At 70.0% G+C, this 25,354-nt stretch carries 25 protein-coding genes; 10 read left to right on the top strand and 15 right to left on the bottom strand.

From position 1 onward, the window contains the following. Positions 1-38: 38 nt before the first annotated feature. Entirely contained in the window at positions 39-1,016 is a 978-nt protein-coding gene (locus ACEN9J_RS36990) for a DMT family transporter (RefSeq protein ID WP_413764882.1), read from the top strand. Positions 1,017-1,197: 181 nt separating this feature from the next. Here the strand turns inward: ACEN9J_RS36990 and ACEN9J_RS36985 are convergent, their stop codons facing one another. The 4 genes from ACEN9J_RS36985 to ACEN9J_RS36970 all read right to left on the bottom strand — a co-directional run bounded on the left by ACEN9J_RS36985 (position 1,198) and on the right by ACEN9J_RS36970 (position 5,353). Next, on the bottom strand, positions 1,198-2,568 hold the full coding sequence (locus ACEN9J_RS36985; RefSeq protein WP_413764881.1) for a cytochrome-c peroxidase: 1,371 nt from the start codon (positions 2,566-2,568) through the stop codon (positions 1,198-1,200). Further along, positions 2,565-4,139, bottom strand: coding sequence for a metallophosphoesterase family protein (locus ACEN9J_RS36980; RefSeq protein WP_413764880.1), 1,575 nt, complete (start codon positions 4,137-4,139; stop codon positions 2,565-2,567). The genes ACEN9J_RS36985 and ACEN9J_RS36980 overlap by 4 nt, the downstream gene beginning before the upstream one ends. A gap of 120 nt (positions 4,140-4,259) precedes the next feature. Further along, positions 4,260-4,787 (bottom strand): PPC domain-containing DNA-binding protein, encoded by a 528-nt coding sequence (locus tag ACEN9J_RS36975; protein WP_296728988.1) that lies wholly within the window; start codon positions 4,785-4,787, stop codon positions 4,260-4,262. Between the two features lie 155 nt (positions 4,788-4,942). Then, the gene (locus ACEN9J_RS36970) at positions 4,943-5,353 is read right to left on the bottom strand and encodes a thioesterase family protein (protein ID WP_261206471.1); all 411 of its coding nucleotides are present in this window, start codon (positions 5,351-5,353) and stop codon (positions 4,943-4,945) included. Between the two features lie 185 nt (positions 5,354-5,538). Between ACEN9J_RS36970 and ACEN9J_RS36965 the strand changes: the two genes are divergently transcribed. After that, positions 5,539-6,465 carry a transcriptional regulator GcvA gene (locus ACEN9J_RS36965; protein WP_398498645.1) on the top strand — a complete coding sequence of 309 codons (927 nt, stop codon included), beginning with the start codon at positions 5,539-5,541 and terminating at the stop codon, positions 6,463-6,465. On the opposite strand, the gene ACEN9J_RS36960 is transcribed toward ACEN9J_RS36965, so the two are convergent. From ACEN9J_RS36960 to ACEN9J_RS36945, 4 genes are read right to left on the bottom strand one after another with little or no spacing between them, the layout of a single operon-like run. Next, a complete protein-coding gene (locus tag ACEN9J_RS36960) occupies positions 6,453-7,361 on the bottom strand; it encodes an amidohydrolase family protein (RefSeq protein WP_413764879.1) in 909 nt (302 codons plus the stop codon). The two genes, ACEN9J_RS36965 and ACEN9J_RS36960, sit on opposite strands and share 13 nt — an antisense overlap. Before the next feature lie 28 nt (positions 7,362-7,389). Further along, complete coding sequence (locus tag ACEN9J_RS36955; RefSeq protein WP_413764878.1) at positions 7,390-8,388, bottom strand: Bug family tripartite tricarboxylate transporter substrate binding protein; 999 nt, start codon at positions 8,386-8,388, stop codon at positions 7,390-7,392. A 36-nt stretch (positions 8,389-8,424) separates the two neighbouring features. Continuing rightward, entirely contained in the window at positions 8,425-9,651 is a 1,227-nt protein-coding gene (locus ACEN9J_RS36950) for a CaiB/BaiF CoA transferase family protein (RefSeq protein ID WP_413764877.1), read from the bottom strand. A 35-nt stretch (positions 9,652-9,686) separates the two neighbouring features. Further along, complete coding sequence (locus tag ACEN9J_RS36945) at positions 9,687-10,466, bottom strand: enoyl-CoA hydratase-related protein (RefSeq protein ID WP_413764876.1); 780 nt, start codon at positions 10,464-10,466, stop codon at positions 9,687-9,689. A gap of 275 nt (positions 10,467-10,741) precedes the next feature. On the opposite strand from ACEN9J_RS36945, the gene ACEN9J_RS36940 reads away from it, so the two are divergent. Genes ACEN9J_RS36940 through ACEN9J_RS36915 form a run of 6 tightly spaced genes read left to right on the top strand, consistent with a single transcriptional unit; the run spans position 10,742 to position 16,719 of the window. Continuing rightward, positions 10,742-11,881, top strand: a complete 1,140-nt coding sequence (locus tag ACEN9J_RS36940; RefSeq protein WP_413764875.1) for an iron-containing alcohol dehydrogenase — start codon at positions 10,742-10,744, stop codon at positions 11,879-11,881. A 29-nt stretch (positions 11,882-11,910) separates the two neighbouring features. Beyond that, positions 11,911-12,888, top strand: coding sequence for a Bug family tripartite tricarboxylate transporter substrate binding protein (locus ACEN9J_RS36935; protein WP_413764874.1), 978 nt, complete (start codon positions 11,911-11,913; stop codon positions 12,886-12,888). Positions 12,889-12,946: 58 nt separating this feature from the next. Continuing rightward, on the top strand, positions 12,947-13,939 hold the full coding sequence (locus ACEN9J_RS36930; protein ID WP_413764873.1) for a TRAP transporter substrate-binding protein: 993 nt from the start codon (positions 12,947-12,949) through the stop codon (positions 13,937-13,939). Beyond that, on the top strand, positions 13,936-14,868 hold the full coding sequence (locus tag ACEN9J_RS36925) for an amidohydrolase family protein (protein ID WP_413764872.1): 933 nt from the start codon (positions 13,936-13,938) through the stop codon (positions 14,866-14,868). The genes ACEN9J_RS36930 and ACEN9J_RS36925 overlap by 4 nt, the downstream gene beginning before the upstream one ends. A 41-nt stretch (positions 14,869-14,909) precedes the next feature. Then, positions 14,910-15,413 (top strand): TRAP transporter small permease, encoded by a 504-nt coding sequence (locus tag ACEN9J_RS36920; protein ID WP_413764871.1) that lies wholly within the window; start codon positions 14,910-14,912, stop codon positions 15,411-15,413. A 28-nt stretch (positions 15,414-15,441) separates the two neighbouring features. Beyond that, complete coding sequence (locus ACEN9J_RS36915; RefSeq protein ID WP_057597086.1) at positions 15,442-16,719, top strand: TRAP transporter large permease subunit; 1,278 nt, start codon at positions 15,442-15,444, stop codon at positions 16,717-16,719. A gap of 25 nt (positions 16,720-16,744) precedes the next feature. Here the strand turns inward: ACEN9J_RS36915 and ACEN9J_RS36910 are convergent, their stop codons facing one another. Next, positions 16,745-17,233, bottom strand: a complete 489-nt coding sequence (locus ACEN9J_RS36910; RefSeq protein ID WP_413764870.1) for a YbaK/EbsC family protein — start codon at positions 17,231-17,233, stop codon at positions 16,745-16,747. A gap of 208 nt (positions 17,234-17,441) precedes the next feature. Between ACEN9J_RS36910 and ACEN9J_RS36905 the strand changes: the two genes are divergently transcribed. After that, entirely contained in the window at positions 17,442-19,115 is a 1,674-nt protein-coding gene (locus tag ACEN9J_RS36905) for a tannase/feruloyl esterase family alpha/beta hydrolase (RefSeq protein ID WP_413764869.1), read from the top strand. A 9-nt stretch (positions 19,116-19,124) separates the two neighbouring features. On the opposite strand, the gene ACEN9J_RS36900 is transcribed toward ACEN9J_RS36905, so the two are convergent. The 6 genes from ACEN9J_RS36900 to ACEN9J_RS36875 all read right to left on the bottom strand — a co-directional run bounded on the left by ACEN9J_RS36900 (position 19,125) and on the right by ACEN9J_RS36875 (position 24,732). Then, on the bottom strand, positions 19,125-20,765 hold the full coding sequence (locus ACEN9J_RS36900; protein ID WP_413764868.1) for a hypothetical protein: 1,641 nt from the start codon (positions 20,763-20,765) through the stop codon (positions 19,125-19,127). Between the two features lie 100 nt (positions 20,766-20,865). Further along, complete coding sequence (locus tag ACEN9J_RS36895; RefSeq protein ID WP_413764867.1) at positions 20,866-21,576, bottom strand: MOSC domain-containing protein; 711 nt, start codon at positions 21,574-21,576, stop codon at positions 20,866-20,868. Beyond that, positions 21,573-22,265, bottom strand: coding sequence for a glutamine amidotransferase (locus ACEN9J_RS36890; RefSeq protein ID WP_413764866.1), 693 nt, complete (start codon positions 22,263-22,265; stop codon positions 21,573-21,575). Before ACEN9J_RS36890 ends, ACEN9J_RS36895 begins: the two co-directional genes overlap by 4 nt. Before the next feature lie 15 nt (positions 22,266-22,280). After that, positions 22,281-23,075: an aldolase gene (locus ACEN9J_RS36885; protein WP_261206577.1), complete on the bottom strand. Its 795-nt coding sequence runs from the start codon at positions 23,073-23,075 to the stop codon at positions 22,281-22,283. Between the two features lie 17 nt (positions 23,076-23,092). After that, entirely contained in the window at positions 23,093-23,743 is a 651-nt protein-coding gene (locus ACEN9J_RS36880) for a glutathione S-transferase family protein (protein WP_413764865.1), read from the bottom strand. Between the two features lie 5 nt (positions 23,744-23,748). Then, entirely contained in the window at positions 23,749-24,732 is a 984-nt protein-coding gene (locus ACEN9J_RS36875) for a Bug family tripartite tricarboxylate transporter substrate binding protein (protein ID WP_413764864.1), read from the bottom strand. A 98-nt stretch (positions 24,733-24,830) separates the two neighbouring features. On the opposite strand from ACEN9J_RS36875, the gene ACEN9J_RS36870 reads away from it, so the two are divergent. Continuing rightward, positions 24,831-25,352: a helix-turn-helix domain-containing protein gene (locus ACEN9J_RS36870; RefSeq protein ID WP_057591052.1), complete on the top strand. Its 522-nt coding sequence runs from the start codon at positions 24,831-24,833 to the stop codon at positions 25,350-25,352. Positions 25,353-25,354: the final 2 nt, after the last annotated feature.

The following is a 25,354-nucleotide window of genomic DNA, read 5'->3' as shown; positions in this document are numbered from 1 at the left end:
GGGTGATTTAATCAGGGCGGCGAATATAAAGTGCGCGGATGACCTCCCTCTCCAACGCACGGCCTGTCGGCGCGGCCCCCTCCCACCCCCTCCTGGGGGTGGCCTGCGGCGCGGGTGCCGGCGCACTGTGGGGTCTGGTTTTTCTGGCACCGGCCTTGGTCAAGGACTTCGATCCGCTGCAATTGAGCATCGGTCGATACTTGTGCTATGGCGTCCTCGCCGCGCTGATGCTTGCGCCGCGCTGGCGGCAGGTGGCGACGAGCTTGTCGCGATCGCACTGGTTCACCTTGTCCTGGCTCGCCCTGACTGGGAACATCGTTTACTACATCTTGTTGTCGAGCGCGGTGCAGATGGGAGGCATCGCCATGACCTCACTGGTGATCGGGTTCCTTCCGGTGGCTGTGACCGTCATCGGCAGTCGCGACACCGGCGCGGCGCCCTTTAAGGCGCTCGTGCCGTCGCTCCTGCTGAGTGGCGCCGGCGCGCTTTGCATTGGGTGGGAGGCCTTGGCCGCTTCGAATGCGGCGGCGCCGGGGTCGAGCGGGCTCGGGCTTGTGTGTGCCGTGGGCGCGCTGGCGTCCTGGACAGCGTTTGCGGTGGGCAATGCGCGTGCCCTGAAGCGGATGCACGTCGTCTCTGGACACGACTGGAGCCTGTTGACGGGGATCGTCACGGGCGCGCAGAGTCTGCTCTTGCTGCCGCTGGCCCTGCTCCTGGCGACGACGCAGCACGACGCGCATCAGTGGGTGCGATTCGCCTCGGTGTCGCTGGCCCTGGCTCTGGTGGCTTCCATCGCAGGCAATGCGTTGTGGAACCGGATGAGTCGCCTGCTTCCCCTCACGGTGGTCGGACAGATGATTCTTTTTGAGACCGTTTTCGCGCTCGTCTATGGCCTTGCATGGGAGCGCAGGCTGCCGAGCGTGTTCGAGACGCTCGCGCTCGTCTTCGTGGTCTCGAGCGTGCTGGCTTGCCTCGCCGCGCATCGCAGCTTGCCCGAGAAAAGAGAGCTCGCTTGAGCGGACGCTCGGGCAAGGCGATTGCACGGCGCTGACTGGCGCCTTCACCCCCGGTCAACCTGATCGCGGGTGTTCGGCATGCCGAACACCGGTCGAAGAGGGGGCGAGGGGCTCGCCGCTGGCGAGGTCGGGCGCTCACATGAGCGTGGAAACCTGGTTTCCAGCGGTGGGCGCCTCGCTTTTATTGGGCCGCGGGCGCGTTCGCCACCGCGGCCACGCCGGGCGCGCGCATGGCCGCCTCGTAGCGCGCATCGGTCAGCGTGCCGAGAAACGCGCTGATCGCGTCGATCTCCTCGTCGCTGAGCCCTGGCGTGCTGCCCGGGCGGCGGTTCATCGGCGTCGAGTTCACGTTGATGTTCGCGCGGTGCGCGGCGGGCACGTCGTCGAAGGTGGAGCGGCCGTGGTACCACTTGGCCGGATCGGTCGATCGCGTGGCGTAGAAGGCCACCGCCTCGCGCAGCGTGGCGAAGGTGCCGTTGTGCATGAAGCTCTGGCGCACCGCGACGTTGCGCAGGCCCGGGGTGCGGAAGTAGCCGCACCACTGGCCGGGATCGGGCCAGCGCAACTGCGAGGCCGTGCGGCACAGGCCGTTGTCGAAGTGGCGCGCATCGCGGTTCGCGGGCAACGCCAGGTTGCGCGGCACGGCGATCGCGTCGTAGCCGAAATCGGTGAACAGCGAGCGCTCGGGCCGGCTCGCGGTGTCCGAGAGCGTGTGGCAGGACATGCAGTTGCCCTTGTCCGGATTCTTGAACAGCGCCAGGCCGCGCATCTCCTGCGGGCTCAGCGGCGTGCGCTGGCGCAGGTAGTCGTCGAAGCGCGAGCTGAAGGGCGCCATCTCGTCGCTCTGCAGATAGGCCTCCAGCGCCAGGCCGATGCCCTGGACCATGCGCTGCGGATCGCGCAGCACCTCGGGTCCCAGCGCCTGCGACAGCGCCGGCGCGAGTTCGGTGGCGCGCACCTTGCGCAACAGGCTGCGCGGCGAGCCGTTGTTCATCTCGTCGGGATCGAACAGCGGGCCGCGGACCTGCTCGGCCAGCGTGTCGGCGCGACCGTCGGCGAACAGGCCGCCGAACGGCGAGGCATAGGGCGCGTCGTCGTCCTGATAGAAGTGGCGCCGCGGCACGTAGCGCACGTAGAGCAGCGAGGGCGCGGTGCGCGCGCTGAAATGGCCCGCGCGGCTGCCCTGCGGCGTGCGCGGCCCCGCGAGCGAGGGCGCATTCAGCGTCGAGGTGAAGGCGCGCAGCGGGTCGTGGCAACCGGCGCACGACAGGCCTTGCGGCTGCGACAGCCGGGTGTCGAAGAAGAGGCGCTTGCCCAGCGCCGCCAGCGCGGGATCGGGCCGGAACACGGCCGCCGTGGGATCGACGCGCGCGGCCAGCTTCGGCGTGGCGCCGATGTGCTCGATCACCTGGCTCGCCGGGCCGCCCGGGCCGATGACCTGCATCGATCCCGGGGCGGCGCCCGCGGCACCCACCAGCCATCCGAGGCAGGCCGCGCCCAGGGCGAGCGCGGCGCCCGCGAGCGGGGGGAAGCGCGTCGAGCGCCGCGTCACGGCGTCAGGAAGCCGGTCTTGTCGCAGCTCAGCGCCCGGCCGGTCTGCCCGCAGGTGGCGAGCAGCTTGCCGGCCACGGTGTAGGCCTTGAAGGTCCAGCCCACGTCGGGCGACTTCTTGCGCTCCATCAGCATGAAGCCGAAGGTGTTGTGGTGCGTGATGCGGTCGATCGTCACGCCCGGCGCGGGCGTGGTGCCGGCGGGCAGCGGGTCGGGCAGCGCCACGTCGAGGTTGTCGCCGCCGTTGCCCGACACCACGGTGGCCGGATGGTCGGTGGCGAAGTTCAGCGCCTGGAAGTCATGCACGTGGCCATGCAGCGCGATATGCACGCCGCTCGGGTAGTAGGCCTTCGCATAGAGGTTGTTCATCACCGACTGCAGCGCGAGGTTGCCCGGCGCGGGCGTCGCGCCCGCCACCGGCGCGAAGGCCAGGATCGGGTGGTGGTTGGTGAAGATGGTGGTGCTCATGCCCGGCTTCGCCGCCAGCGTCGCCACGGTCTGAAACTGCTTCTGGTAGGCGATGAACTGCGGGTCGTCGGTCTTCAGCGCCGCCTTGCCGGCCTTGGCCGAGTCGAACACGATGACCTGCGAGCCGCCACCCAGCGACACGGCATAGGGCTCGGCATAGTTGCCCGTGCTGTCGTTGGCCGGGTCGTTGCACGAGCGCTTGTCGGCATAGGCGCGCGTGTCGAGGAAGCGGTACCAGCCCTGGCCGCCGCGCGCGCACTCCTCGTGGTTGCCGCGCACCAGCACCCAGGGGGCTTTCGCGAGCAGCGGCGCGGCGGGCCTGAAGAAGTCGGCCTGCCAGGTGTCCCAGCCGTAGCCCCAGGGGCTGTCCTTGCAGCCGGCCACGTCGGCCGGGCAGGCGTTCTCGCGGTAGTGGTAGTCGCCGATGTGCAGCACCAGGTCCGGATCGAAGCCGGCGGCGGTGGCGGCCAGCGGCGCGAACGGCCACACGCTGCTGTCGTTGCAGGGCTGGTAGGCGTTGTCGGCCTTCTTCAGGCGGCAGCCGGTGTCGGCCAGCACCAGGATGCGCTGCGGCTCGGCCTTGGGCAGCGGCAGCGAGCGGCTGCCGACGGCGACCTGCTTCGCGCCCGAGGGAAGGGTGGCCTCGCAGGTCGACACCGGGAACTCGGACGGCTTCGAATCGGCGGGATCGCTGGCCGTGGTGCGCAGCGGCATCGAGCCCGCGCCGATGCGCAGGCTCATGCGGCTGGCCTTGCCGTCGACCGTGATCTGCGGGCAGGTGGCGTTCGCATCGGCCGCCGTGTCGGCGGCGGGCGCGGCGTAGCTGGTGATGACGCGCGCGAAGGCCGCGTTGCCGTCGCCGACCTCGACCCAGGCGGCCTGCAGGTTGGCGTCGGCCGTGGCCGCGTCGGGCGCCGGCGCGGGCGGCGGCGCCGAAGCCGGCGGCGCGGCGGGCGCGCCGGCCACCGGCACGAAGCTGCTCGAGGAGCCGCCGCCGTTGCAGGCTTGCAGGGCGGCGATGGAAGCGAGCGCGGCGAAGGCGGCGAGCCAGCGCAGGCGGCGTGCGTCGAGCCGCGCGCGCGGCGTCGTGGGAGTGGCGTGCATGGGGATCCCTCTGTTGTGGGTTGTTGTCGTGGGCCCCCGGACGATACGAAGCGAACATGCAAGCCGTGTTACAGCGCCGTGTCAGCGGCCCGCGCCAGCCCCTTCACGCCTGCATTCCGCTCACTTCGCGCCCGGATGCAACCCCAGCACATTCGCCCCGATGGCCGGATCGACGAAGCGCTCGAGCCGCTGCGGATGCAGGATCACCGTGATCTCGCACGAGCCCGTGCCCACCGTCAGGCCCAGCAGGTGGCCGCCCGCGCCGATGAAGCTGCCGTCGGTCACGATGCCGTGCGCATGGATCGAGGGCTTGCCCTCCTTCCAGGCGATCGAGCCCGTGAGGTTGGCGAGTTCCACGTTCTTGAAGGTCTTCGGGTCGAAGACCTTCCTCGAGAAGTCGTAGAAGCCGAAGGTGGCCTCGCGCATGAAGCCGATGCCCACGATGCTGGCGCTCGGTATCTGCTCGACCACCGCGAGGCGCTCGAGGTGCGCGAGCACGTCGTCGCCGTTGCGCAGCACCATCAGGTAGCCGGTGGGCGTGCGCGTGACCTTGCCGGTCAGGTCCTGCGCGCCGGCCGAGGCGCTGAAGGCGAGCGAGGCACAGGCGGTGGCCAGTGCGAAGAGGGCGGATGCGAGGGTCTTGAACATCGGTCTGTCTCGTTTCTTTTTGAAGATGCAACCAGGTTGCGGGTTCGGCTTGCGCCGCACGGGTGAGGAACGGCCGCACGCCCGCACCGAAAGTGCTGGCGCGCCGCTGTCCGGCACGGGGAGCCGCGGGCCGAGGCCCGCGGAAGATCAGGAACTCACGAGGCGCTCGTGCCCTGGGCGACGGCCGCGTGCACCTTGGCGCGCAGCCGCGCGACGTCGACGACGAAGCGGCTGTGGGTGCCGCTCGCGACTTCCTTGTCGCCTTCGTGCACCGTGAACTCGAAGTCCACGCCGCGGCCGTCGACCGCGTGCACGCGCGCCTCGATGCGCACCGGCTGGCCCAGCAGCGTGGCGCCCACGTGCTTGAGCGCGATCGCGGTGCCGACCGAGGATTCGCCGGCGCCCACGTGATCGAGCAGGAAGTCGAGGCAGGTCTGCTCGACGTCGCGCACGAGCTCGGGCGTGGCATAGATGCGCAGGTCCTCGCCGAGGAAGTCGACGGTGCGCGGGCGGTCGATCACGAGTTCGCGGCGGGTGAGGGCGCCTGCGCGCAGTTCTGGGTTCATTGGGGTTCGTCCGAAAGCGTTGAGCGTCAATTGACGTTGTCCCGACTGGCTGTGCGTCGGCGCGAAGGGCAGTCTAGGAATCACGGCGCGGCGCGGCAAACGAGTTTTTCTCGAAGCATTGCGTAGAAAATATTGAAGACCCCGCGCCCCCGCCCCGTGCCCGCTCCCGAAGGAATACGTCCACCATGTCGCGCCCCATTCCCCCGCTCAATCCGCTGCGTGCCTTCGAGGTCGCGGCGCGGCACCTGAGCTTCACGCGCGCGGCCGACGAGCTCTTCGTCACGCCCTCGGCCGTGAGCCACCAGATCAAGACGCTCGAGGAGAACCTCGGCATCGCGCTGTTCGTGCGCGACACCAAGTCGCTCGCGCTCACCGCCGCCGGCAAGGCCTACCTGCCGGGCATCCAGGAAGCCTTCAAGCAGGTGATGTACGCGACGCAGCAGCTGCGCCAGTCGCAGGGCACGCCCTCGCTCAAGATCAACCTGCCGCCGACCTTCGCGGTCAAGTGGCTGATCCCGCGCATGCGCCGCTTCATGCAGGCCTACCCCGACATCGACCTCGAGATATCGACCTCCAAGCACATGGTCGACTTCACGCGCGAGGACTTCGACATGGCGGTGCGCTACGGCCGCGGCATCTACCCGGGCCTGCACTCCGAGCTGTGCCTGCCGGTCGAGGTGTTCCCGGTCTGCAGCCCGGCGCTGATGCAGGGCGAGCATCCGCTGCGCACGCCGGCCGACCTCAGGCACCACGTGCTGCTGCACGACAACAGCACCTACAGCGACGTGAGCAATCCCGACTGGGGCATGTGGCTCGAGCATGCGGGCGTGAGCGACGTGGACGTGACGCGCGGCCCCTCGTTCTGGCCCAGCCACCTGGTGATCGCCGCCGCGGTCGACGGGCTCGGCGTGGCGCTGGTGAAGAAGAACTGGGTGATGAAGGACCTGGCCGACGGCCTGCTGGTGCGGCCCTTCGATGTCACGCTGCCGGTGGAGTTCTCCTACTTCATGGTCTATCCGCAGGACCGCGCCGCCGACGCGCGCATCGCGGCCTTCGTGTCATGGGTGCACGAAGAGCGCGCGAAGGACGAGGCGGCGGCTCAGAGTCGGTAGAGCCGCACGGCGTTGTCGTGCAGCAGCCGCCGGCGTTCCGTGTCGGAGTGCCCGGCGATGGCCGCGAGAAAGCCGCGCAGGATCGTCTCGTAGTCGGCCACCAGGCTGTCGACCGGGAAGTTGCTCGCGAACATGCAGCGCGACGCGCCGAAGATCGCGATCGCGTCGCGGATCAGCGGCAGGTTGGCTGCCTCGGTCCATGGCAGGCCGCGTTGGCCCAGGCCCGAGATCTTGATCGCTGTGTTGGGCGCATCGGCCAGCCGCTCGAGCGCGCGGCGCCAGCCCGCGAGGCCCTCGGTGCTGCGGTCCGCGGGCAGGCCGCTGTGGTTGAGGATCAGCAGCGTGCGCGGAAAGTCGCGCGCGAGCTGCGCGGCCTGGTCGAGGTTCCACCAAGGGGCCTGCAGGTCGAAGGAGAGCCCATGCGTTTCGAGCAGCGCATAGCCCGCGCGCCAGCGCGCATCGTCCATCGAGCCCGCCACGCCGCGCGCGGCCTCGGCGGCCGATGGGGCGGTCACCGGCTTGTGGCGGATGCCGCGCACCAGCGCGAACGCGGCCTGCGCCGCGAGCACCTCGGCCGCGTCGCCACGATCGAGCGCCGCATGCGCGACGATCGCCGAGGGCCGGCCCTCGGTGGCCGCGAGGCCGGTGAGCCAGCGGGTCTCGGCCACCGGATCGGCACGCTCCCATTCGGCCTCGATGTGCACCGTGCGCGCCGGCGCGAAGCCGCGCGTGTCGCGCGCGAGATCGGCCGGCAGGTAGTTGCGCTTCAGCGCCGAATAGTCGCCGTAGCGGAAGTTCGGCACCGTCTCGCCCTGCAGCCAGGGATAGGGATGCGCATCGAGGTGCCAGAAATGCTGGTGCGCGTCGACGAAGGGTTCGCTGAATTCGAAAGCCATCGCGCGATTCTCGGCCGTGCGCCCGGTCTCAGCTCGAGAGGTTGATCTTGCCTGCGAGCGCCTTGAAGAACTCGCTCTCCCTGGCCATCACCGCCTCGAGCGCCGCGTCGTCGGCATAGGTGTCGGTGCTGAAGTGCAGCTTGGCCAGCGCCTCGAGCCAGGCGGGTTCCTTCACGGCCTTCGCCACCGCGCCCTTGAGCACCGCGATCACGTCGTCGGGCGTGCCGCGCGGCGCCGACAGGCCGCGCCAGATGCCGATCGACAGGTCGATGTTGCGTTCCTTGAGCGTCGGGATCTTCTCGAAGCCGTCGGCCACGCGCCGGTCGGCCATCACGGCCAGCGCCTTGAGCTTGCCCGCGGCCACGTAGCTCGACACCTCGGCCGTGCTCACCGTCACCGCGTCGATGTGGCCGCCCAGCAGCGCCAGCACCGCGGGCGCGCCACCGGCATAGGGAATGTGGTTGAACTTCGCGCCGGTCTTCTCGGCCAGCGCGGCGGCCGCCATGTGCCAGGTCGAGCCATGGCCCGCGTTGCCCACGCGGATGTTCGCGTCGCCCTTGCGCGCGGCCTCGAGGAACTGCTCGAGCGTGGCGTAGGGCGCATCGGCGCGCACCACCACCGCGGCCGGGTCGGCATTGAGCCGTGCGATCGGGCGCAGGTCCTTGTACGAGAACTTCGCCAGGCCCAGGTGGTTGAGAAAGGTCAGCTCGGTCGACGACAGCACGATGCGGTAGCCGTCGGGTTTGGCGTTGACCACGTCGCCCAGCCCGAGCACGCCGCTCGCGCCGGGCTTGTTGATGACGACCACCGGCTGCGGCAGGTACTTGGCGATCGCCGCGCCGAAGGCCCGGCCCACCACGTCGGCGCCGCCACCGGCCTGCCAGGGCACGACCAGTTCGATCGGCCTGTGCGGATAGGCGCTGCCCTGCGCCCGTGCGAAGCCGGGTGCGAGCAGCAGCGCACCCGAGAGCGCGGGGATGGCGCCGAGCCAGCGGCGGCGCGAGTGGTCGATGGTCGTTGCTTGCATGGTCTTGTCTCCGTCTCGTTGTGTTTCTTGCGTGTCTCAGTCCGCCGTCGCGTCGGCCGCGGCATGCGCCGTGCCGAAGGCGCCGCTGCGTCGCAGCGCGGCAATGTCCTCGGCCGTCATGCCGATCTCGCCGAGCACCTGCTCGGTGTGCTGGCCCAGCAGCGGCGCCGGATGCCGCACCTGCTGCGGCGTGCCGCCGAGTTTGACCGGAAAGCCCAGGGCGCGTGTCTCGCCCTCCACCGGATGCTGGATCTTCAGCACCATGTTGCGCGCCACCGCCTGTTCGCTCGCCAGGGCCTCGGCGTAGTCGTAGATCGGCGCGGCCGGCACGCCCGCGGCCAGCAGTGCGTCGACCCACTCGGTGGCGGTGCGGCGCGCGAATTCGCGCTCCAGCTCCTCGATCAGCACCACGCGGTTGCGGATCCGCAGCACGTTGTCGGTGAAGCGCGCGTCGCGCACCAGGTCCTCGCGCCCGATCACGCCGCACAGCGCGGTCCAGAGCTTGGGGTTGGCCGCGCCGATCACGAAGGGGCGGTCGGAGGCGCGCACCGCCTGGTAGGGTGCGCTCATGCGGTTGGCGCTGCCGATCGGCGTGGGCACCTGGCCCGTGCCCCAGTATTCGGCCGATTCCCATACCGACAGGCCCAGCGCGGTCTCGAACAGCGAGGCATCGACGAACTGGCCCTCGCCCGTGAGGCCGCGGCCGATCACCGCGCTGAGGATGCCGTAGGCCGCGAACAGGCCCGCGCCCAGGTCGGCCAGCGGTATCGCCGACTTCACCGGCGGCTCGCCCGGGTGGCCCATCACGCTCATCACGCCGGTCATGGCCTGCGCGATCAGGTCCAGGCCCGGGCGCCTGGCCCAGGGGCCGGTCTGGCCGAAGCCCGAGATGCTCGCGTACACCAGCCGCGGGTTGAGCTGGCGCAGGGTCTCGTAGTCGATCTTCAGCCGCGCGGCCACGCCGGGGCGGTTGTTCTCGACCAGCACGTCGGCCTCCTTCACGAGGGCGTAGAAGGCCTCGAGGCCGGCCGGGTTCTTGAGGTCGATCTCGATGCTGCGCTTGTTGCGGTTGAGCGCGAGGAAGCCGCCGCTGTCGGCGCCCTTGAGGCGAAAGCCCATCGAGCGGCGGGTCTGGTCGCCGATGCCGGGCGTCTCGACCTTGATGACGTCCGCGCCCATGTCGCCGAGCAGCATGCAGCAGAAGGGGCCGGCCATGATCTGGCTGACGTCGAGGACCTTGATGCGGGAAAGGGGAAGGGTCACGCGGGGACTCCGGATCTGAAAGGAGGGTGGCGGGCTCAGCGGCCCGTGAAGACCGGCTTGCTCTTGGCTAGGAAGGCCTGGAAGCCGATGCGGAAGTCCTCGGTGTCGAAGCAGGCGTAGGCCTCGGCGTTCTCCTCGGCCGACAGCGGCGCGGGCTGCGCGAGCCGGCGCACGAACTTCTTGTGCCAGCGCGCCACCAGCGGCGCGCCGTTGGCGATGCGCCGCGCGGTGGCGTAGCCCTGCTCGAGCACCGCGGCGTCGTCGAACACGCGGTTCACGAGGCGCTTCTCGAAGGCCTCCTTGGCATCGAACACGCGGCCCTCGAGCACGATCTCGAGCGCGGTCGCGCCGCCGACCAGGTCGACCAGCCCGCCGAGCTCGCCGTACGACATCACCAGGCCGAGCTTGTTGACCGGCACGCCGAAGCGGCTCGAGCTGCCGCAGATGCGCATGTCGCAGACGGTGGCGATCTCGAGCCCGCCGCCCACGCAGGCTCCCTCGATCACCGCGAGCGTGGGGTGCTTGCTGGTGGCGATCGCATGCATCGCGCGGTGCGTGACCTCGGCATAGGCGGCCGCCTGCGCCGCGTTGGCGCGGCTGCGCTGGAACTCCTCGATGTCGGCGCCGGCCGAGAAGGCCTTGCCGCCGGCGCCGCGCAGCACCACGCAGCGCAGCGCGTCGTCGGCCGAGAGCTCGGCGAAGGCATCGGCCAGGCCCTGCCACATGACCTGGTCCATGGCGTTCATCTTGTCGGGCTTGTTGAGGGTCACGGTCGCGATGCGGTCGTCGCGCTCGACCAGGATGAGCGAGGTCATGTCGGCTTGTCTCTTTCGTAGGGGGCGGGTTGCGAACGGGCCGAAGTCTAGGGAGCGGTCCGCGCGCGGCCAAACGAAAAAAACTGGGGCGGTCTTCAAGAAAAACTCGGCCCTGGCAGGGGGTGTCGGCTTGTGAATTTTTCTCGCCCGGACTTCAAGTAAATCCACGTTGCCGCCCCCGGCACCCGTTCCTAGACTCGCGGCCCACGACGACCGGCTCCGCTTCGAGCGATACGCCGGCACTCCGGACCACCGCCGAGACAAGGAGCCAGCGCATGGCGCTCATCAACTACATCACCCAGATCCAGATCGACTTCGGCGCCGTGCAGCTGCTGGCGCAGGAGTGCGACCGCCTCGGCATCCGCCGCCCGCTGGTCGTGACCGACGCCGGCGTGCGCGCCGCGGGTGTGCTCGAACGCGTGACCGCGCAGCTCGGCGCGGGCCGCGAGTTCGTCGTGTTCGACGGCACGCCCTCCAACCCCCCCGAGCGCGCGATGCGCGCGGCCGTGGCGCTCTATGCCGAGCACCGCTGCGACGGCATCGTCGCGGTCGGCGGCGGCTCGCCGATCGACCTTGCCAAGGGCGTGGCCGTGTGCGCCACGCACGAGGGGCCGCTGAAGTCCTTCGCGGCCATCGAGGGCGGCGTGGCGCGCATCACCGCGGCCACCGCGCCGGTGATCGCCGTGCCCACCACGGCCGGCACCGGCAGCGAGGTGGGCCGCGGCGCGGTGCTGATCCTCGACGACGGCCGCAAGGTCGGCGTGCTCTCGCCGCACCTGGTGCCGCGCGTCGCGCTGTGCGATCCCGAACTCACGCTGGGCCTGCCGCCGATGCTGACCGCCGCCACCGGCATGGACGCGATCGCGCACTGCATGGAGACCTTCATGGCGCCGGCCTTCAACCCGCCGGCCGACGGCATCGCGCTCGACGGCCTGCGCCGCGCCTGGCGCCATATCGAGCGCGCCACCGCCACGCCCGGCGACCGCGAGGCGCGCCTGAACATGATGAGCGCCTCGATGCAGGGCGCGCTCGCGTTCCAGAAGGGGCTGGGCTGCGTGCACAGCCTCAGCCATTCGCTCGGCGGCATCGCGCCGCGCCTGCACCACGGCACCCTCAACGCGATCCTGCTGCCGGCCGTGATCCGCTTCAACGCGCAGGCCGAGTCGATGCGCAGGGACGAGCGCCTCGCGCGCATGGCGCAGGCCATGGGCCTGGGCGGCGGCGACGAGGTGGCGCCGGCCGTCGCGGCCATGAGCGCGCGCCTCGGCCTGCCCACGGGCCTGGCCGCGCTCGACGTCTCGCCCGACCTGTTCCCGCGCGTGATCGAGGGCGCCCTCAAGGACCACTGCCACAAGACCAATCCGCGCGAAGCCAGCGTGGCCGACTACCAGGCCCTGCTGGCCGAGTCGATGTAAGCCCGAAAAGAAGACCAGGAGACAACGCCATGCAACGCCGCCGCTTCATCGCATCGACACTGGCCGCCAGCGCGGCCCTGCCTTTCGCCACCGTGCGCGCGCAGACCGCGCCGCTGCCCACCGCGCCCGTGCGCATCGTCGTCGGCTTTCCGCCCGGCGGCGGCACCGACGTGATGGCGCGCGTGATGGCGCAGAAGCTCGCCACCCTGTGGGGCGTGCCGGTCACGGTCGAGAACAAGGCCGGCGCGGGCGGCGTGATCGCCGCCGAGTACGTCGCGAAGCAGCCGAACAACGGCACCACGCTCTTGATGACCAACATCAGCAACCATGCGATCGCGCCCGCGCTCTATCCCACGCTGGGCTATGTGGTGGAGCGCGACTTCACGCCGCTGGTGCTGGTGGGCGTCACGCCGAACCTGCTGATCTGCAACCCCTCGAAGCCCGCGCGCACGGTCAAGGACCTGGTGGCGCTGTGCCGCGACAAGCCGGGCACCGTGACCTTCGGCTCCTCGGGCGCGGGCGCCTCGCAGCACCTGGCGATCGAGCTCTTCAAGCTGCGCGCGGGCGTCGATGCGCTGCACGTGCCCTACCGCGGCTCGGGCCCGATGCTCACCGACCTGATCGGCGGCCAGATCGACTACAGCTTCGAGACCATGACCTCGGCCACGCCGCACGTGGCCAGCGGCAAGCTGGTGGCGATCGCGCAGACGCGGCCGCGGCGCTCGAAGGCGCATCCCGAGGTGCCCACCGTGGCCGAGCTCGGTTTCCCGGGCTTCGATGCCAGCACCTGGTACGGCCTGGTCGGGCCGGCGCAGATGAATGCCGCGATGGTGCAGCGCATGAACGAGGACTTCAACCGAGTGCTCGCCATGCCCGACGTGGCGGAGAAGCTCGCGAGCTACGGCGCCGAGGACGGCGGCGGCAGCGCCGCGAAGTTCGCCGAGTTCATCGGCACCGAGAAGGACAAGTGGGCCAAGGTGGTCAAGGAAGCCAAGGTCACGGTCTGACGGCGGCCCCTTGAAGGCACGCGCCTTCCCCCGATTTCAACGACAGGAGACGACAACCATGCACAGGAATTTCAGGTCCCTGGCCGGCGTGCTGCTGGCCGCGCTGCTCGGCCTCGGCGCCGGCGGCGCCGCCGCGCAGGCGCCGGTCAAGCTGCGCTTCAGCCACACCGTGCCCGAGAGCGATTCGCAGCACAAGGCCGCGCTCGAGTTCGCGAAGCGCGTGAAGGAGCGCACCGGGGGCGCGGTGGAGATCCAGGTCTTCGCCAACAGCCAGCTCGGCAACGACGTGACGCTGGTGACCGGCGTGCGCAGCGGCACCATCGACATCGGCGCCACCGGCAACCCCTTCGTGACCGGCCTCGCGCCCAAGCTCAATGCGCTCGACCTGCCCTACCAGTTCGCCGATGCGCAGCAGGCCTACCGCACGCTCGACGGCCCGGTCGGCCGCTCGCTGCTCGACGAGCTCGGCACGCACCAGATCAAGGGCCTGGCCTTCTGGGAGATCGGCTTTCGCAGCCTGGGCAACAACAAGCGGCCGATCAACGGCGCGGCCGACATCAAGGGCCTGAAGATCCGCACCACGCCCAATCCCTCGCACCTCAAGGCCTTCCAGCTGCTGGGCGCGAACCCGCAGCCGATGCCCTTCGCCGAAGTGTTCGGCGCGCTCGAGTCGGGCGCGGTCGACGGGCAGGAGAACCCGCCCACGCTGATGCTGTCGTCGAAGATGTACGAGGTGCAGAAGTATCTCTCGCTCACGCGCCATGCCTACACGCCGCTGGTGGTGATCATGAACAAGGCGCGCTTCGATGCGCTCAAGCCCGAGTTCCAGAAGGCGATGCTCGAGGAGGCCGCGGCGGCCGCGAACTTCCAGCGCAAGCTCAACAACGACGGCGAGAAGGACGCGATCGCCCAGCTGCGCGCCAAGGGCATGCAGATCAACGAGACGCCCGACGTCGCGAGCATCCGCCAGGTGGTGCGCGAGGAGACGCGCAGGATGTACGTCGAGAAAAACGGCGACGCGGTGCTCAAGGCGATGGACGCGCAGCCGTGAGCGCCGTGCTTCCCGCCGCCATCGTCGACGCGCACCACCACCTGTGGCACCTGGGCGAGGGCCACTTCCCGTGGCTGCAGGACGGCTACGACGCCGGGGCCTTCTTCCTCGGCGACTACGCGGTGCTGCGGCGCGACTTCGGCGTGGCCGACTACCGCGCCGCCACCGAAGGCCTGCCGGTGGTGGCCACGGTGCATGTGGAGGCCGAGCGCTCGCGCGCCGAGTCGCTGGCCGAGACGCGCTGGCTGCATGCCGTCCACGCGACGCACGGCTTTCCGAATGCCGTGGTGGCCAATGTCGAATTCCTCGCGAGCGATGCCGAAGCGCAGATGCGCGCGCAGGCCGAATGGCCGCTGGTGCGCGGCGTGCGCTGCAAGCCGCGCATCTCGCGCGGCCCCGATCACAGCGTGCGCGGCGAGCCCGGCACCCTGCAGGACGAACGCTGGTGCGCGGGCCTGGGCCTCTTGCGCGACAACGGCCTGCTGTGGGACGTGCGCGTGCCCTACTGGCACCTGGAGGAAGCGGCCGAGGCCGTCGCGCGCTTTCCGGGCCTGCGCGTGGCGATCGAGCATGCGGGCCTGCCCTGGGACCGCAGCGAGGCCGGCCTCGCGCACTGGCGGCGCGGCATGCGCGCGCTCGCGGCGCTGCCCGAGGTGATGGTCAAGCTCTCGGAGTTCGGTCTGCCCGATGCGCCCTGGAGCGCGGACAGCAACGTGCGCGTGGTGCGCGAGACGGTCGAGATCTTCGGCGCCGGGCGTTGCATGTTCGCGAGCAACCTGCCGGTGTCGGGCCTGCGCGCGTCCATGGCCGAGGTGGTGCGCGCGGTGGCCGAGGGGCTGAACGGCCTCGACGACGCGGCGCGCGACGCGGTCTGGCGCGGCAACGCCTTGCGCTTCTACCGCATCGACACGGCCGGCCCGGGGCGCTGAGGCGGCCGGGTGCAAGAACCAACCACAACAGGAGACCCCCCATGCTTTCCCGCCTCTTCGAGCGCGGCGCCAACGTGTTGATGATCGCGATGATGGCCGTGATGGTCGCGCTCGTGTTCGGCAACGTCGTGCTGCGCTACGCCTTCAACTCCGGCATCGTGTTCTCGGAGGAAGCCTCGCGCTTCGTCTTCATGTGGCTCACGCTGGTCGGCGCGCTGCTGGTGATGAAGGACAACGCGCACCTGGGCATGTCGACCGTCGTCGCGCGGCTCGGCGAGCGCGGCCAGCGCTTCTGTCGAGGCGTGGCCGACCTCGGCGCGCTGGCCTGCTGCCTGCTGCTCGCGCACGGCAGCTGGAAGCTGGTGGCGATCGGCATGGACGACCGCGCACCGGTCACCGGCGTGCCGATCGGCCTGGTCTATGCCTGCCTGCTGGTCAGCAGCGTGGGCATGGCGCTGATGCTGGTCGGCTCGCTGTGGCGCCTCTGCACGGGCCGCATGGCGCGCGAGGAACTGGTCAACGACACCGGCAGCGCGGGCGAGTGAGCGCGAACTAAAAGAACACGGGACATCCATGACCATCTTCGTCTTCATCGCCTCGCTGCTCGGGGCCATGGCCTTCGGCATGCCCATCGCCTTCGCGCTGCTCGTCTGCGGCGTCGCGCTGATGGTGCACCTGGGCAACTTCGACACCCAGATCCTCGCGCAGAACATGCTCGAGGGCGTCAACAACTATCCGCTGATGGCGGTGCCCTTCTTCATGCTGGCGGGCGAGCTGATGAACGCGGGCGGCCTGTCGGCGCGCATCGTCAAGGTGGCCGATGCGCTGGTCGGCCACGTGCGCGGCGGCCTGGGCTACGTGGCGATCATCGCTGCCACCGTGGTCGCGAGCATCTCGGGCTCCGCCGTGGCCGACACCGCCGCGGTCGCGGCGCTCTTGATACCGATGATGCGCAAGGCCGGCTACGACGTGCCGCGCGCGGCCGGCCTGATCGCCGCCGGCGGCATCATCGCGCCCGTGATCCCGCCCTCGATCGCCATCGTGGTGTTCGGCGTGGTGGCGCAGATATCGATCACCAAGCTGTTCCTCGCCGGCCTGTTCCCCGGGATCATGATGGCGCTCACGCTCACCGCCACCTGGTGGTTGTGCGCGAAGAAGGAGAAGAACGTCGCGGTGCGCAGCTTCAGCGCGGGCGGCCTGGGCCGCGCGCTGCTCGACGGCGTGTGGGCGCTGGTGCTGCCGCTGGTGATCATCGGCGGCATGAAGTTCGGCGTGTTCACGCCCACCGAGGCCGCCGTGGTGGCGGTGGTCTATGCCTTCGTGGTGGGCCGCTTCGTCTACCGCGAGCTCGAGATGCCGCGCCTGCCCGAGCTGGTGCTCAGCGCCGCCAAGACCTCGAGCACCGTTCTGTTCCTCGTGGCCTCGGCGCTGGTGTCGGCCTGGCTCATCACCATCGCCAACATCCCGGCCCAGGTGAGCGAACTGCTCGAGCCCTTCGTCGACAACAAGATCCTCTTGATGTTCGTGATCATGGTGCTGGTGATCATCGTGGGCACCGCGCTCGACCTGATGCCCACCGTGCTGATCATGACGCCGATCCTGATGCCCGTGATCCACAAGGCCGGCATCGACCCCGTGTACTTCGGCGTGATGTTCATCATGAACAACGCCATCGGCCTGCTCACGCCGCCGGTGGGCACCGTGCTCAACGTGGTGGCGGGTACTTCGCGCGTGAGCCTCGACCAGGTGATCCGGGGCGTGTGGCCCTTCCTGCTGTCGCTCACCGCGCTGATGTTCCTGTTCGTGCTGTTCCCGCAGCTCATCACCGTGCCCGCCAGCTGGCTTCGCTGACAAGATGTGAGCGATAGGCCGTAGCTCAGGGCTTGGCCAGCGGCGCGATGCCCGCGCCCGTGGCGCGCAGCAGCGCGGCCGTCTCGATCTCGAGCGTGGAATCATTGCGGCCGGTGCCGCAGTAGAGCGTGACCAGGCGCGCCGCCGCCTCGTCGACGATCACGCGCGCGCCGCCCACCGGCAGCGGCGCCACGCCGCCGGGCACCATCTGCAGGTCGATGGCGAGCTCCTCGTCGGCGGCGAGCCGCAGGTCGGCGCGGCGCACGCCGAAGGCATCGGCGATGCGCTTGTAGTCGGCCCGGTCCTGGCCGCGCAGCGCGGCCAGCAGGTAGCGGCCGTTGGGCAGGCGGAACGCGAGGCACTTGACCATCGCGCCCGCGTCGAAGGGCAGCAGCGCGCGGGCGTCCTCGAAGGAGACGACGGGGGCGTGGGCATGCAGGCGGTAGGGCAGGCCGGCCTGTTGCAGGAAGGCCAGCGCGGTTGGGCTCAGCGAGGGTTCGTGGGGAGCTTGCATCGGCGCATGCTACCTGCGTGCGGTCGAAAGGCCTCATCGCGACATTCACATGATTGTTTTTGCCATCCGGATGCGGCCTTTCGCAATCGCAAGGCGCGAACCCGCCACGTAGCATCCGCGGACTTTTCGCAACTGCCTTGCAAGTGGAAGACGTGGGTTGCGTCGAGTACCAAGGTCGCATCAACAACTTCAACGGAGACAAAGATCCATGCGGGGATTCAAGAAAAGACGCGTCTTGCCATTGCTGGCTGTCCTGCTTCTTCAAGCGTGCGGCGGCGGTGGAGGAGGCGGCGGCGCCATCCAGATCGATCCGTCGGCGCTCGCCACGCCGCAGCCGCCACCGCCGCCTTCGGCAGGCACGGCATGCGCGGCACTGCGGGGTGCCAAGGTGGACAGTGCCGCGATCGGACTGCCGACCCAGGGCGCAACGGTCACCGAAGCGGCCCTCGTGCCGAGCGCGGGGCAGACGGGCGAGCATTGCATGCTCAAGGGCCGCATCGCTTCCGTCTCCGAAGGGGCGCAGGACATCATGTTCGCCCTCGTGCTCCCCACGAACTGGAACGGCAACGCGATGCACTTCGGTGGCGGCGGATTCGACGGCGTGGTCCCGGATCTCGTGGCCACGCCGCTGACGTCGGGCGCGAGTCCGCTGCAGCGCGGATACGCCACTTTCGCCGGCGACTCGGGACATCAGGCACCTCCCACCGACCCTTTCTATACGGCCTTTGCATCGAACGACGAAATGCTCCGGAACTACGCCGGCGACGCCTTGAAGAAGACGCGCGACGTGGCGATGAAGCTGATCGGCCTGCGCTACGGGAAGGCACCGGCCAGGACCTATTTCATGGGCGGATCGAAGGGCGGCCACGAAGGCATGCAGGTGATGCAGAAATGGCCTTCCGACTACGACGGCGTGGTCACGTACTTTCCGGCCTATGCCTACATGCCGCAGATGATGACCATCCAGGTTGCCACGCGTGCGTTGTGGGGCGATGGCGGTGTTGGCTTCCTCAACCCGAAGAAGCTGCAGGCGCTGCGCACGGCCGAACTCGCGGCCTGCGATGCGCTCGATGGCGCCGTCGACGGCATTGTCGGCAACGTCGCCGCATGCACGTTCAAGCCGCAGAACCTGCGCTGCAAGGGCGGGGCGGATACGGGAGACGACTGCCTGTCCGATGCCCAGATCAAGACCGTCGACACGCTGCAATCACGCACCGCGTTCTCCTATGCGTTCAAGAACGGCGCGACCAGCAATCCCGGCTTTCTGCCGTCCACGGACTACGCCTCGGTGCTCGGGGCGACCGCGACCTTTCCGGTTCCGCCGAATCCGCTGGTGCTGGGCAGCCTGGGGGCGTTGCCCGACGCCTTCATCCGCAATGCGGTGTTGATGGATCCTTTGGGTCTGTCGATCGGCCTCGATGGTGCGTCACCGGGAAGCTACCTGCCACGCATTCAGGAACTGTCCGAGGTCATGGACGCCACGAGCACGAGCATCGAGCCCTTCGTCGCGCGTGGCGGCAAATGGCTGCTGGTGCACGGCACCTCCGATCCGCTGATCCCCTTCCAGGGCTCGGTCGACTACTACAACGCGCTGCTGCTGAAGCTGGGCCGGCCCCAGGTCGACGCGTTCCTGCGCTTCTATCAGGTGCCGGGATACGGCCACGGCACCGGGCACTTCAATGCGACCGGCGGTGTGCCGGTGCTGGACGCACTGGAGGCCTGGGTGGAGCGCGGCAAGGCGCCGGGAGAGCTCATGGCGACCGATGCGAACCCCGCGACGGCCGGTCGCACCCGGCCGCTTTGCATCTACCCGAGCTGGCCGAAGTACAACGGCTCCGGCGAATTGAACGCCGCGTCCAGCTACCGCTGCGCCACGAGCTAGCCGGTGCTCCTAGCGCGGCTTCGACGACATCTCCCACATATCCGGCGTGGTCGCGACGAGGCCCTTGAGGTCGGTCCATTGCGGCGCCTGCGGCAGCGCCGTGCGCCCCTGCACCGCCGCCGTCGCGAACGCGACCATCCGCCCGCGCACGCGGTCGAGCTCCTGCCGCGGCCAGGTCTCCATCGAGTGCGGGCCGCGCGAGACGACGATGTCCTTGAGCCCGCGCACGCGGTCGTAGGCCGCGACCGTGCCCTCGAGGCTTTCGGCGCGGTCCCACAGGCCCTTGGCGAAGAACACGGCGGGCCACTTCGGCATGTTCGCGAGCACCGCCGAGTTGGGATAGAAGGCGACGTAGTTGTCGGCCGCCATGCCGCCGAGGAAGAGGTTGCGGTCGGCGAGGTCCGGCGCCTCGGGCAGGTAGCCCGCGCCGCTCACGAACGAGGCGTAGAGGATCGCGCCCTTGATGTTGGCGTAGCCCTTGGGTGCGCTGCACTGCACCGTTGGCATGTCGTAGCTGCAGCCACCGGCGTAGTTCTTGGTCATGGCCCAGCCGGTGGTCATCGAGCCGCGCGAGTAGCCCAGCAGCAGCAGCTGGATCTCGCGCGACTTCATGCCGGCCATCAGCTTGCCGGCCGCCGGCGCGCCCTCGAACTCCTGGCCCGAGGCCATCAGCACGCGCAGGCCGCGGCCGCTGTCCATCTGCTCGAGCACGCGGAAGATGTCCTCGCTCTGCTCGAGCGTGTTGGTGTCGCTGAAGCCGCCCGACAGGCCCTCGCCACGCCGGTCGTAGGCCAGCACGTCGAAGCCCGCGCGGTTCAGCGCATGCAGGTGGTCGCGCCAGAAGCGCATGCCGGGGCCTTCGGTGGTCGCGTTGGGGAAGCGCACGGACGTCGCGCGGCGCGTGGCGGGATCGACGCGCACCGTCACCTCGTCGGGATGGTCGATGGCCGTGAGCTGGCCGCCGCCGCCCGGGCTCATGATCACCAGCGCGCGCTTGCGGCCGCCGCGTCCGTCGTCGACGCCCGCGCCCTCCACGTACCAGCCGCGCAGCTTGATGTCGCCCTGCATGTTCAGCTTGAGGCGCTCGAGCGGATCGCGCGGCACGGTGAACTCCACCACGTGCGTGCGGCCGTTCGCCTCGGCCACGGCTTCGTTGTAGGGCGCCTTCGCGAAGAAGCCCGGCTTGCGGATGTCGCGCAGGTTCACCTGCCCGTCCGAATCGATCTTGCCGACCGGATCGACCATGCCGGTGACGCGCGTCGCGCGCTCCTTGTTCGGCGGCAGCCAGCGCTGCATCTGGTCGTTGATGCGCTTGAAGCAGGCCGCGTCGCTCTTGCACGCGGCCCAGCGTTCCTTGAGCTTGGCGTCGGTGAACTCCTGCACATGGAAGTCGCCCGCGTAGCCGGCGGGCGCGTGGGCCGCCGTGAGCAGCAGGGGCACGCAGCGCGAGGTGCCGTCGGCCTGGCGCAAGGTGTAGCCGGGCAGCTCGGCGTTGCGGTCGGTGCCGACCCAGGCCTTGCAGTCGGTGGGCGGCACGGCGCGCGCGACGGGCGGGGATGAAGTGGAGGAGGTGGGGGCGGTGGTGCAGGCGGCCAGGGCGATGCACGCGGCGATGGCGGCGGCGGCCGGCCGGAAGGTCGGGAAGGGCATGTGTCTCCTGTGCGCGGGTGGCTCCCGCGGTCGATCCCGCATGTTCGCGGACGGCGCTGTCAGTCGGCTGTCCATGGGCTGCGGGTATTCCCGCCTTGCATCAGGCCGGGTCGGCGTCCGGCACGCACAGGCGCGGCGTCCAGTCCTCGACCTGCCGCGAGGCCGCGCGGCGCCGGAAAGTGGCGCGCCAGCGTTCGGCGAGCGTCGGCAGTTCGGCCGCGCGTTCCCATTCGGGCGCATGGCGTTCGTCTCGCGCGAACAGCAAGGCGATCAGGCGCGACAGCGGCCACTCGGGATGCGGCCGCTCGACCAGCATGATCGCTGCGCCGCGTTGCACCGCGCCGGGCCGCAGCACGCGGTAGTACCAGCCGGTGCGGCCGCTGTCCTGCATCTCGCGCGCCATGCCCCGTTCGCCGAAGCGCAGGTCGAGCTTCCAGCAGGGCTGGCGGCCCTGCGACACCTGCACCAGCGCCTCGCCGAGCCGCAGCACGTCGCCGATGCAGACGCTGGCTTCGTCCCAGCCCACGGTCGAGAGGTTCTCGCCGAAGGCGCCGGGCGCGGCCAGCAGGTCGTGGCGGCGGCTCCATGCGGCCCAGGCGCCGTAGTGCTCGCGCGGATAGTGGTGCACCGCCTTCTCGGGGCCGCCGTGGATGCGCAGGTCGGCCTGCGCGTCGCCCGCGAGGCCGGTGGCCGAGAGCCACAGCGCATCGTCGCTAGGCGACTTGACGATGCCGCTGGGTGTGCGGCCATCGGGCAGCGGCGCGATGGGACCGACGAGCAATGCGTCGATGCGCACCGGCGCCAGCGTCATGCGAGCTGGTCCAGCCAGGCGCGCAGCATCGCCGAGGCGCTGGCTTGCGGCGCGTTGCCCTGTGCCGCGCTTTGGGCGCGCAGGGCCGGAACATCGATGCCGGCCTGCGCGAGCTCGCAAGCATGGCCGATGAGCCAGGGTTCGATGCGCGCGGGATCGGCCTCGGGATGGAACTGCAAGGCGAGCGCGTGGCGGCCATGGCTGAAGGCCTGGTGCGGCGTGAGCGGCGTGCTCGCGAGCAGCTCGGCCCCCTCGGGCAGCTCGAAGGTATCGCCATGCCAGTGCAGCACCGGCACGCCGGCCAGCGGCGCGAGGCAGGATGCCTGGCCGGCCGCGCTCAGGTCGACCGGTGCCCAGCCGATCTCCTTGTGGCCCGACGGGTACACGCGCGCGCCGAGCGCGCCGGCCATCAGTTGCGCGCCAAGGCACAGGCCCAGCGTGGGCCGGCGCAGCGCGAGGCGCGAACGCAGGCCCGCGATCTCGTCGTGCAGGAAGGGATAGAGGGCGGTGTCGTAGGCGGCGATGGGGCCGCCGAGCACGACGACGAGGTCGGCGTCCTGCCATTCGTCGGGGCGCAGCGGCGCGACGCCGGCCTGCCGGTGTTCGATCTCCCAGCCGGCCTCCCGCAGGACCGGCGCGAACAGGCCGAGGTCCTCGAAGGCCAGGTGCTGCAGCGCGATGCATCGCATGGCGGGAGGCTCCTGTCAGGCCGCGCGCAGGCAGTCCGCGTTGCGCGGATCCTTGAGCGAACGGCGCGCGTAGTACTCGAAGGCCACCGTGTTGCGGCGCGGCCGCAGGATCCAGTCGTGGGCCTCGGTCGCGAGGCGATGGTCGATCGGCCGGATGGTGCCGGCGGAGGCGGCCAGCAGGTGCATCTTCGCGGCGCGTTCGAAGGCGATCGACAGCACGCAGGCCTCCTCGATGCTCGTGGCCGCCACCAGCAGGCCGTGGTGCGACAGCAGCAGCGCGCGCTTGCTGCCCAGCGCGGCCGAGATGAACTCGCCCTCCTCGTTGCCCACGGGCACGCCGGGCCATTCGCCGACGAAGGCCACGTCGTCGTAGAGCACGCAGTTGTCCATGTGGCTGATCTGCAGCGGCTGCTCGAGCATGCCGAGCGCCGAGGCATGCAGCGCATGGGTGTGGATGATGCAGTTCACGTCGGGCCGCGCGCGGTACACCCACGAGTGGAAGCGGTTCGCGGGATTGGGCATGCCCGTGCCGTCGAGCACGTTGAGGTCTTCGTCGACCGTCAGCAGGTTGTCCTCGGCGATCTCGTCGAAGCCCAGGCCCAGCCGCTGCGTGAGGTACTGGCCCGGCGTGCCGGTGCGCGCGGTGATCTGGCCCGCGAGGCCCGAGTCGTGTCCGTTGTCGAACAGGATGCGGCAGGTCAGCGCGAGCTTCTGCCGGTGCGTGTAGCGGCTCTCGCTGAAGTGCTGGTCCATCTGCACGTGGGATTGGGCGATGAGCTCTTCTTTCGCGAGCTCGAAGGTGTCTTGCAATGCCATGGGTCGGTCTCCTAAGGGGTTTCGCTGGTCGAGAAGTTCTTGTCGGGATGTCCGGGAAAAAGAGGCTGGTAGCCGTCGAGGCCTTCGATGCGCGCGAGCCAGGCGCGGATCGCCGCGAAGTCCTGCAGCGCGATGCCGCCCATGGGCGCGAGCCGTGTGTAAGGGTACAGCGCCACGTCGGCGATGCTCGGGTGCGTGTCGGTGGCGACCCAGCCATCGGGGCCTTGCCGTTCGAGCCGCGCTTCGAGCAGCGCGAGCGCGACCAGGGCCTCGTGCCGGTGGGCGCGGAATTCGGCGCTCTCGGGATCGCCGTCGCGGTGCAGCGCCAGGTGCAGGCGCAGCTTCGCGAGCGGCTTCATGTGGCGCTCCTGCTCGAAGGACAGCCAGGTCAGCACGCGCGCCTGCGCGAGCGGCTCGGCGGGCCACCACGGCGAGCCCTGCGCGAGGAAGTGGAGGATGGCCATCGACTCGGCGATGCAGCTGCCGTCGGCCAGTTCGAGCACCGGCACCTGCGCGAGCGGCGCGATCGCGAGGAAGTCGGGCCGGCGCAGGTCGCCGCGGTCGATCGAGCGCGTGTGCCGCTCGAGCGGCATGCCGAGCAGGCCGGCCATCAGCCGCACCTTCCAGGCATTGCCCGAGCGCAGGGTGTCGTGCAGCTTCATGGGCATCAATCGACCTTGGTGCCCGCGGCGCGCACCACGCGGGTCCACTTCTCGGTCTCGGCGCGCAGGTGCTTGCCGTAGGCGGCGGCGCCCGTGGGCAGCGGCTCGATGCCCATCTCGGCCAGGCGCACCACCAGGGCAGGGCGCTTGAGCGCGCGCGCCAGTGCCTCGTCGAGCAGCGCGACCTGCGCCGATGGCGTGCCGGGCGGCGCCAGCAGCGCATTCCACGAGCCGATCTGGAATTCGCCCAGGCCCTGTTCCTTGCTGGTGGGCAGGTCGGGCACGGCGGGGTTGCGATGGTCGGCGGCGATCGCGAGCATGCGCAGCTTGCCGGCCCTGGCCTGCGGCTGGATCACGGGAATCGCGTCGATCACGATCTGGACCTGGCCGCCGAGCGCGGCGTTCACCGCCTCGGCGCCGCTCTTGAACGGCACGTGGAGGATGTCGCTGTGGGTCGCGAGCTTGAACAGCTCGAGCCCGAGGTGTGGCGAGCTGCCGTTGCCGGCCGAGCCGAAGTTCAGCGTGCCCGGATTCTTCTTCGCATAGGCCGCCAGCGCGGGCAGGTCCTTCACGCCGTCGAGACCGGCGACCGCGAGCACATAGGGCGAGTTGCTCACCAGCGAAACGGGCGTGAGCGCCGCCGGGTCGTAGCCGAGCCGCGCATAGATCATCTTGTTGACCACCTGCGTGCCGACCGTGCCGAGCAGCAGCGTGTAGCCATCGGGCTGCGCCTGCGCCACGGCCTGCGCTGCGATCGAGCCGCCCGCGCCGGGGCGGTTGTCGATCACCACCTGCTGCTTGAGTTCCTCGCCGAGCGCCTGGCCGATGAGCCGGCCGGCCATGTCGGTGATGCCGCCGGCGCCGAACGGGATCACGAGCCGGATCGGCTTGGCGGGGTAGGGCTGGGCCTGGGCCGCCGCGCCGACGCAGGCCAGCGTCAGGGCGAGGACAGGGGCGATCCAGCGGCGAAACGGCGAACGTGCGGACATACCATACTCCTGTGCGGCGCGGGATCGGCCGCGTTGCGTGTGCGATCGGGTTCGAGAAACAAATCAATTTTAGGACACAAGTGTCCTAAAGAAAAGTCATGTCCATCAAGTTGAAGTTGTTGCGGGTCCAGTCGGGGCTCACGCTGGAGGGGTTGGCGCAGGCCACCGGGTTGACCAAGAGCTACGTGTCCAAGCTCGAGCGCGGCGTGTCCACGCCCTCGGTGGGCGCGGCGCTCAAGCTGTCGAAGGCGCTGGGCGTGCAGGTCGAGGAGCTGTTCGCCGAGTCGTCCGAGGAGGATCCCGTGGTCATCCATCGCCAGCAGCCGGCGGCCGCGGGCGGCGCGGCGCGGCTGGTGTCGGGCTCGCTGCCGGGCCACCGCATGGTGGCCTTCGTGCTGCACCCGACCGACGAGCCGGTGCGCAACCACCCGATGAGCCACCACGAGGGCGAGGAGATCCTCCATGTGCTCAAGGGCCGCATCACGCTGCAGCTCGCGAGCCGTACCGAAATGCTGTCGGCCGGCGACACCGCGCACTTCAACGCGGGCATCCCGCACAAGATCACCTCGGTGGGGAAGACGCCGGCCTCGGTGCTGCTGGTGATCGCGCAGGCGGAATGAGC

The organism is Variovorax sp. Varisp41 (assembly GCF_047325085.1).
Classification (GTDB): Bacteria; Pseudomonadota; Gammaproteobacteria; order Burkholderiales; family Burkholderiaceae_C; genus Variovorax.
This window is presented reverse-complemented; position numbering and strand designations above follow the sequence as displayed.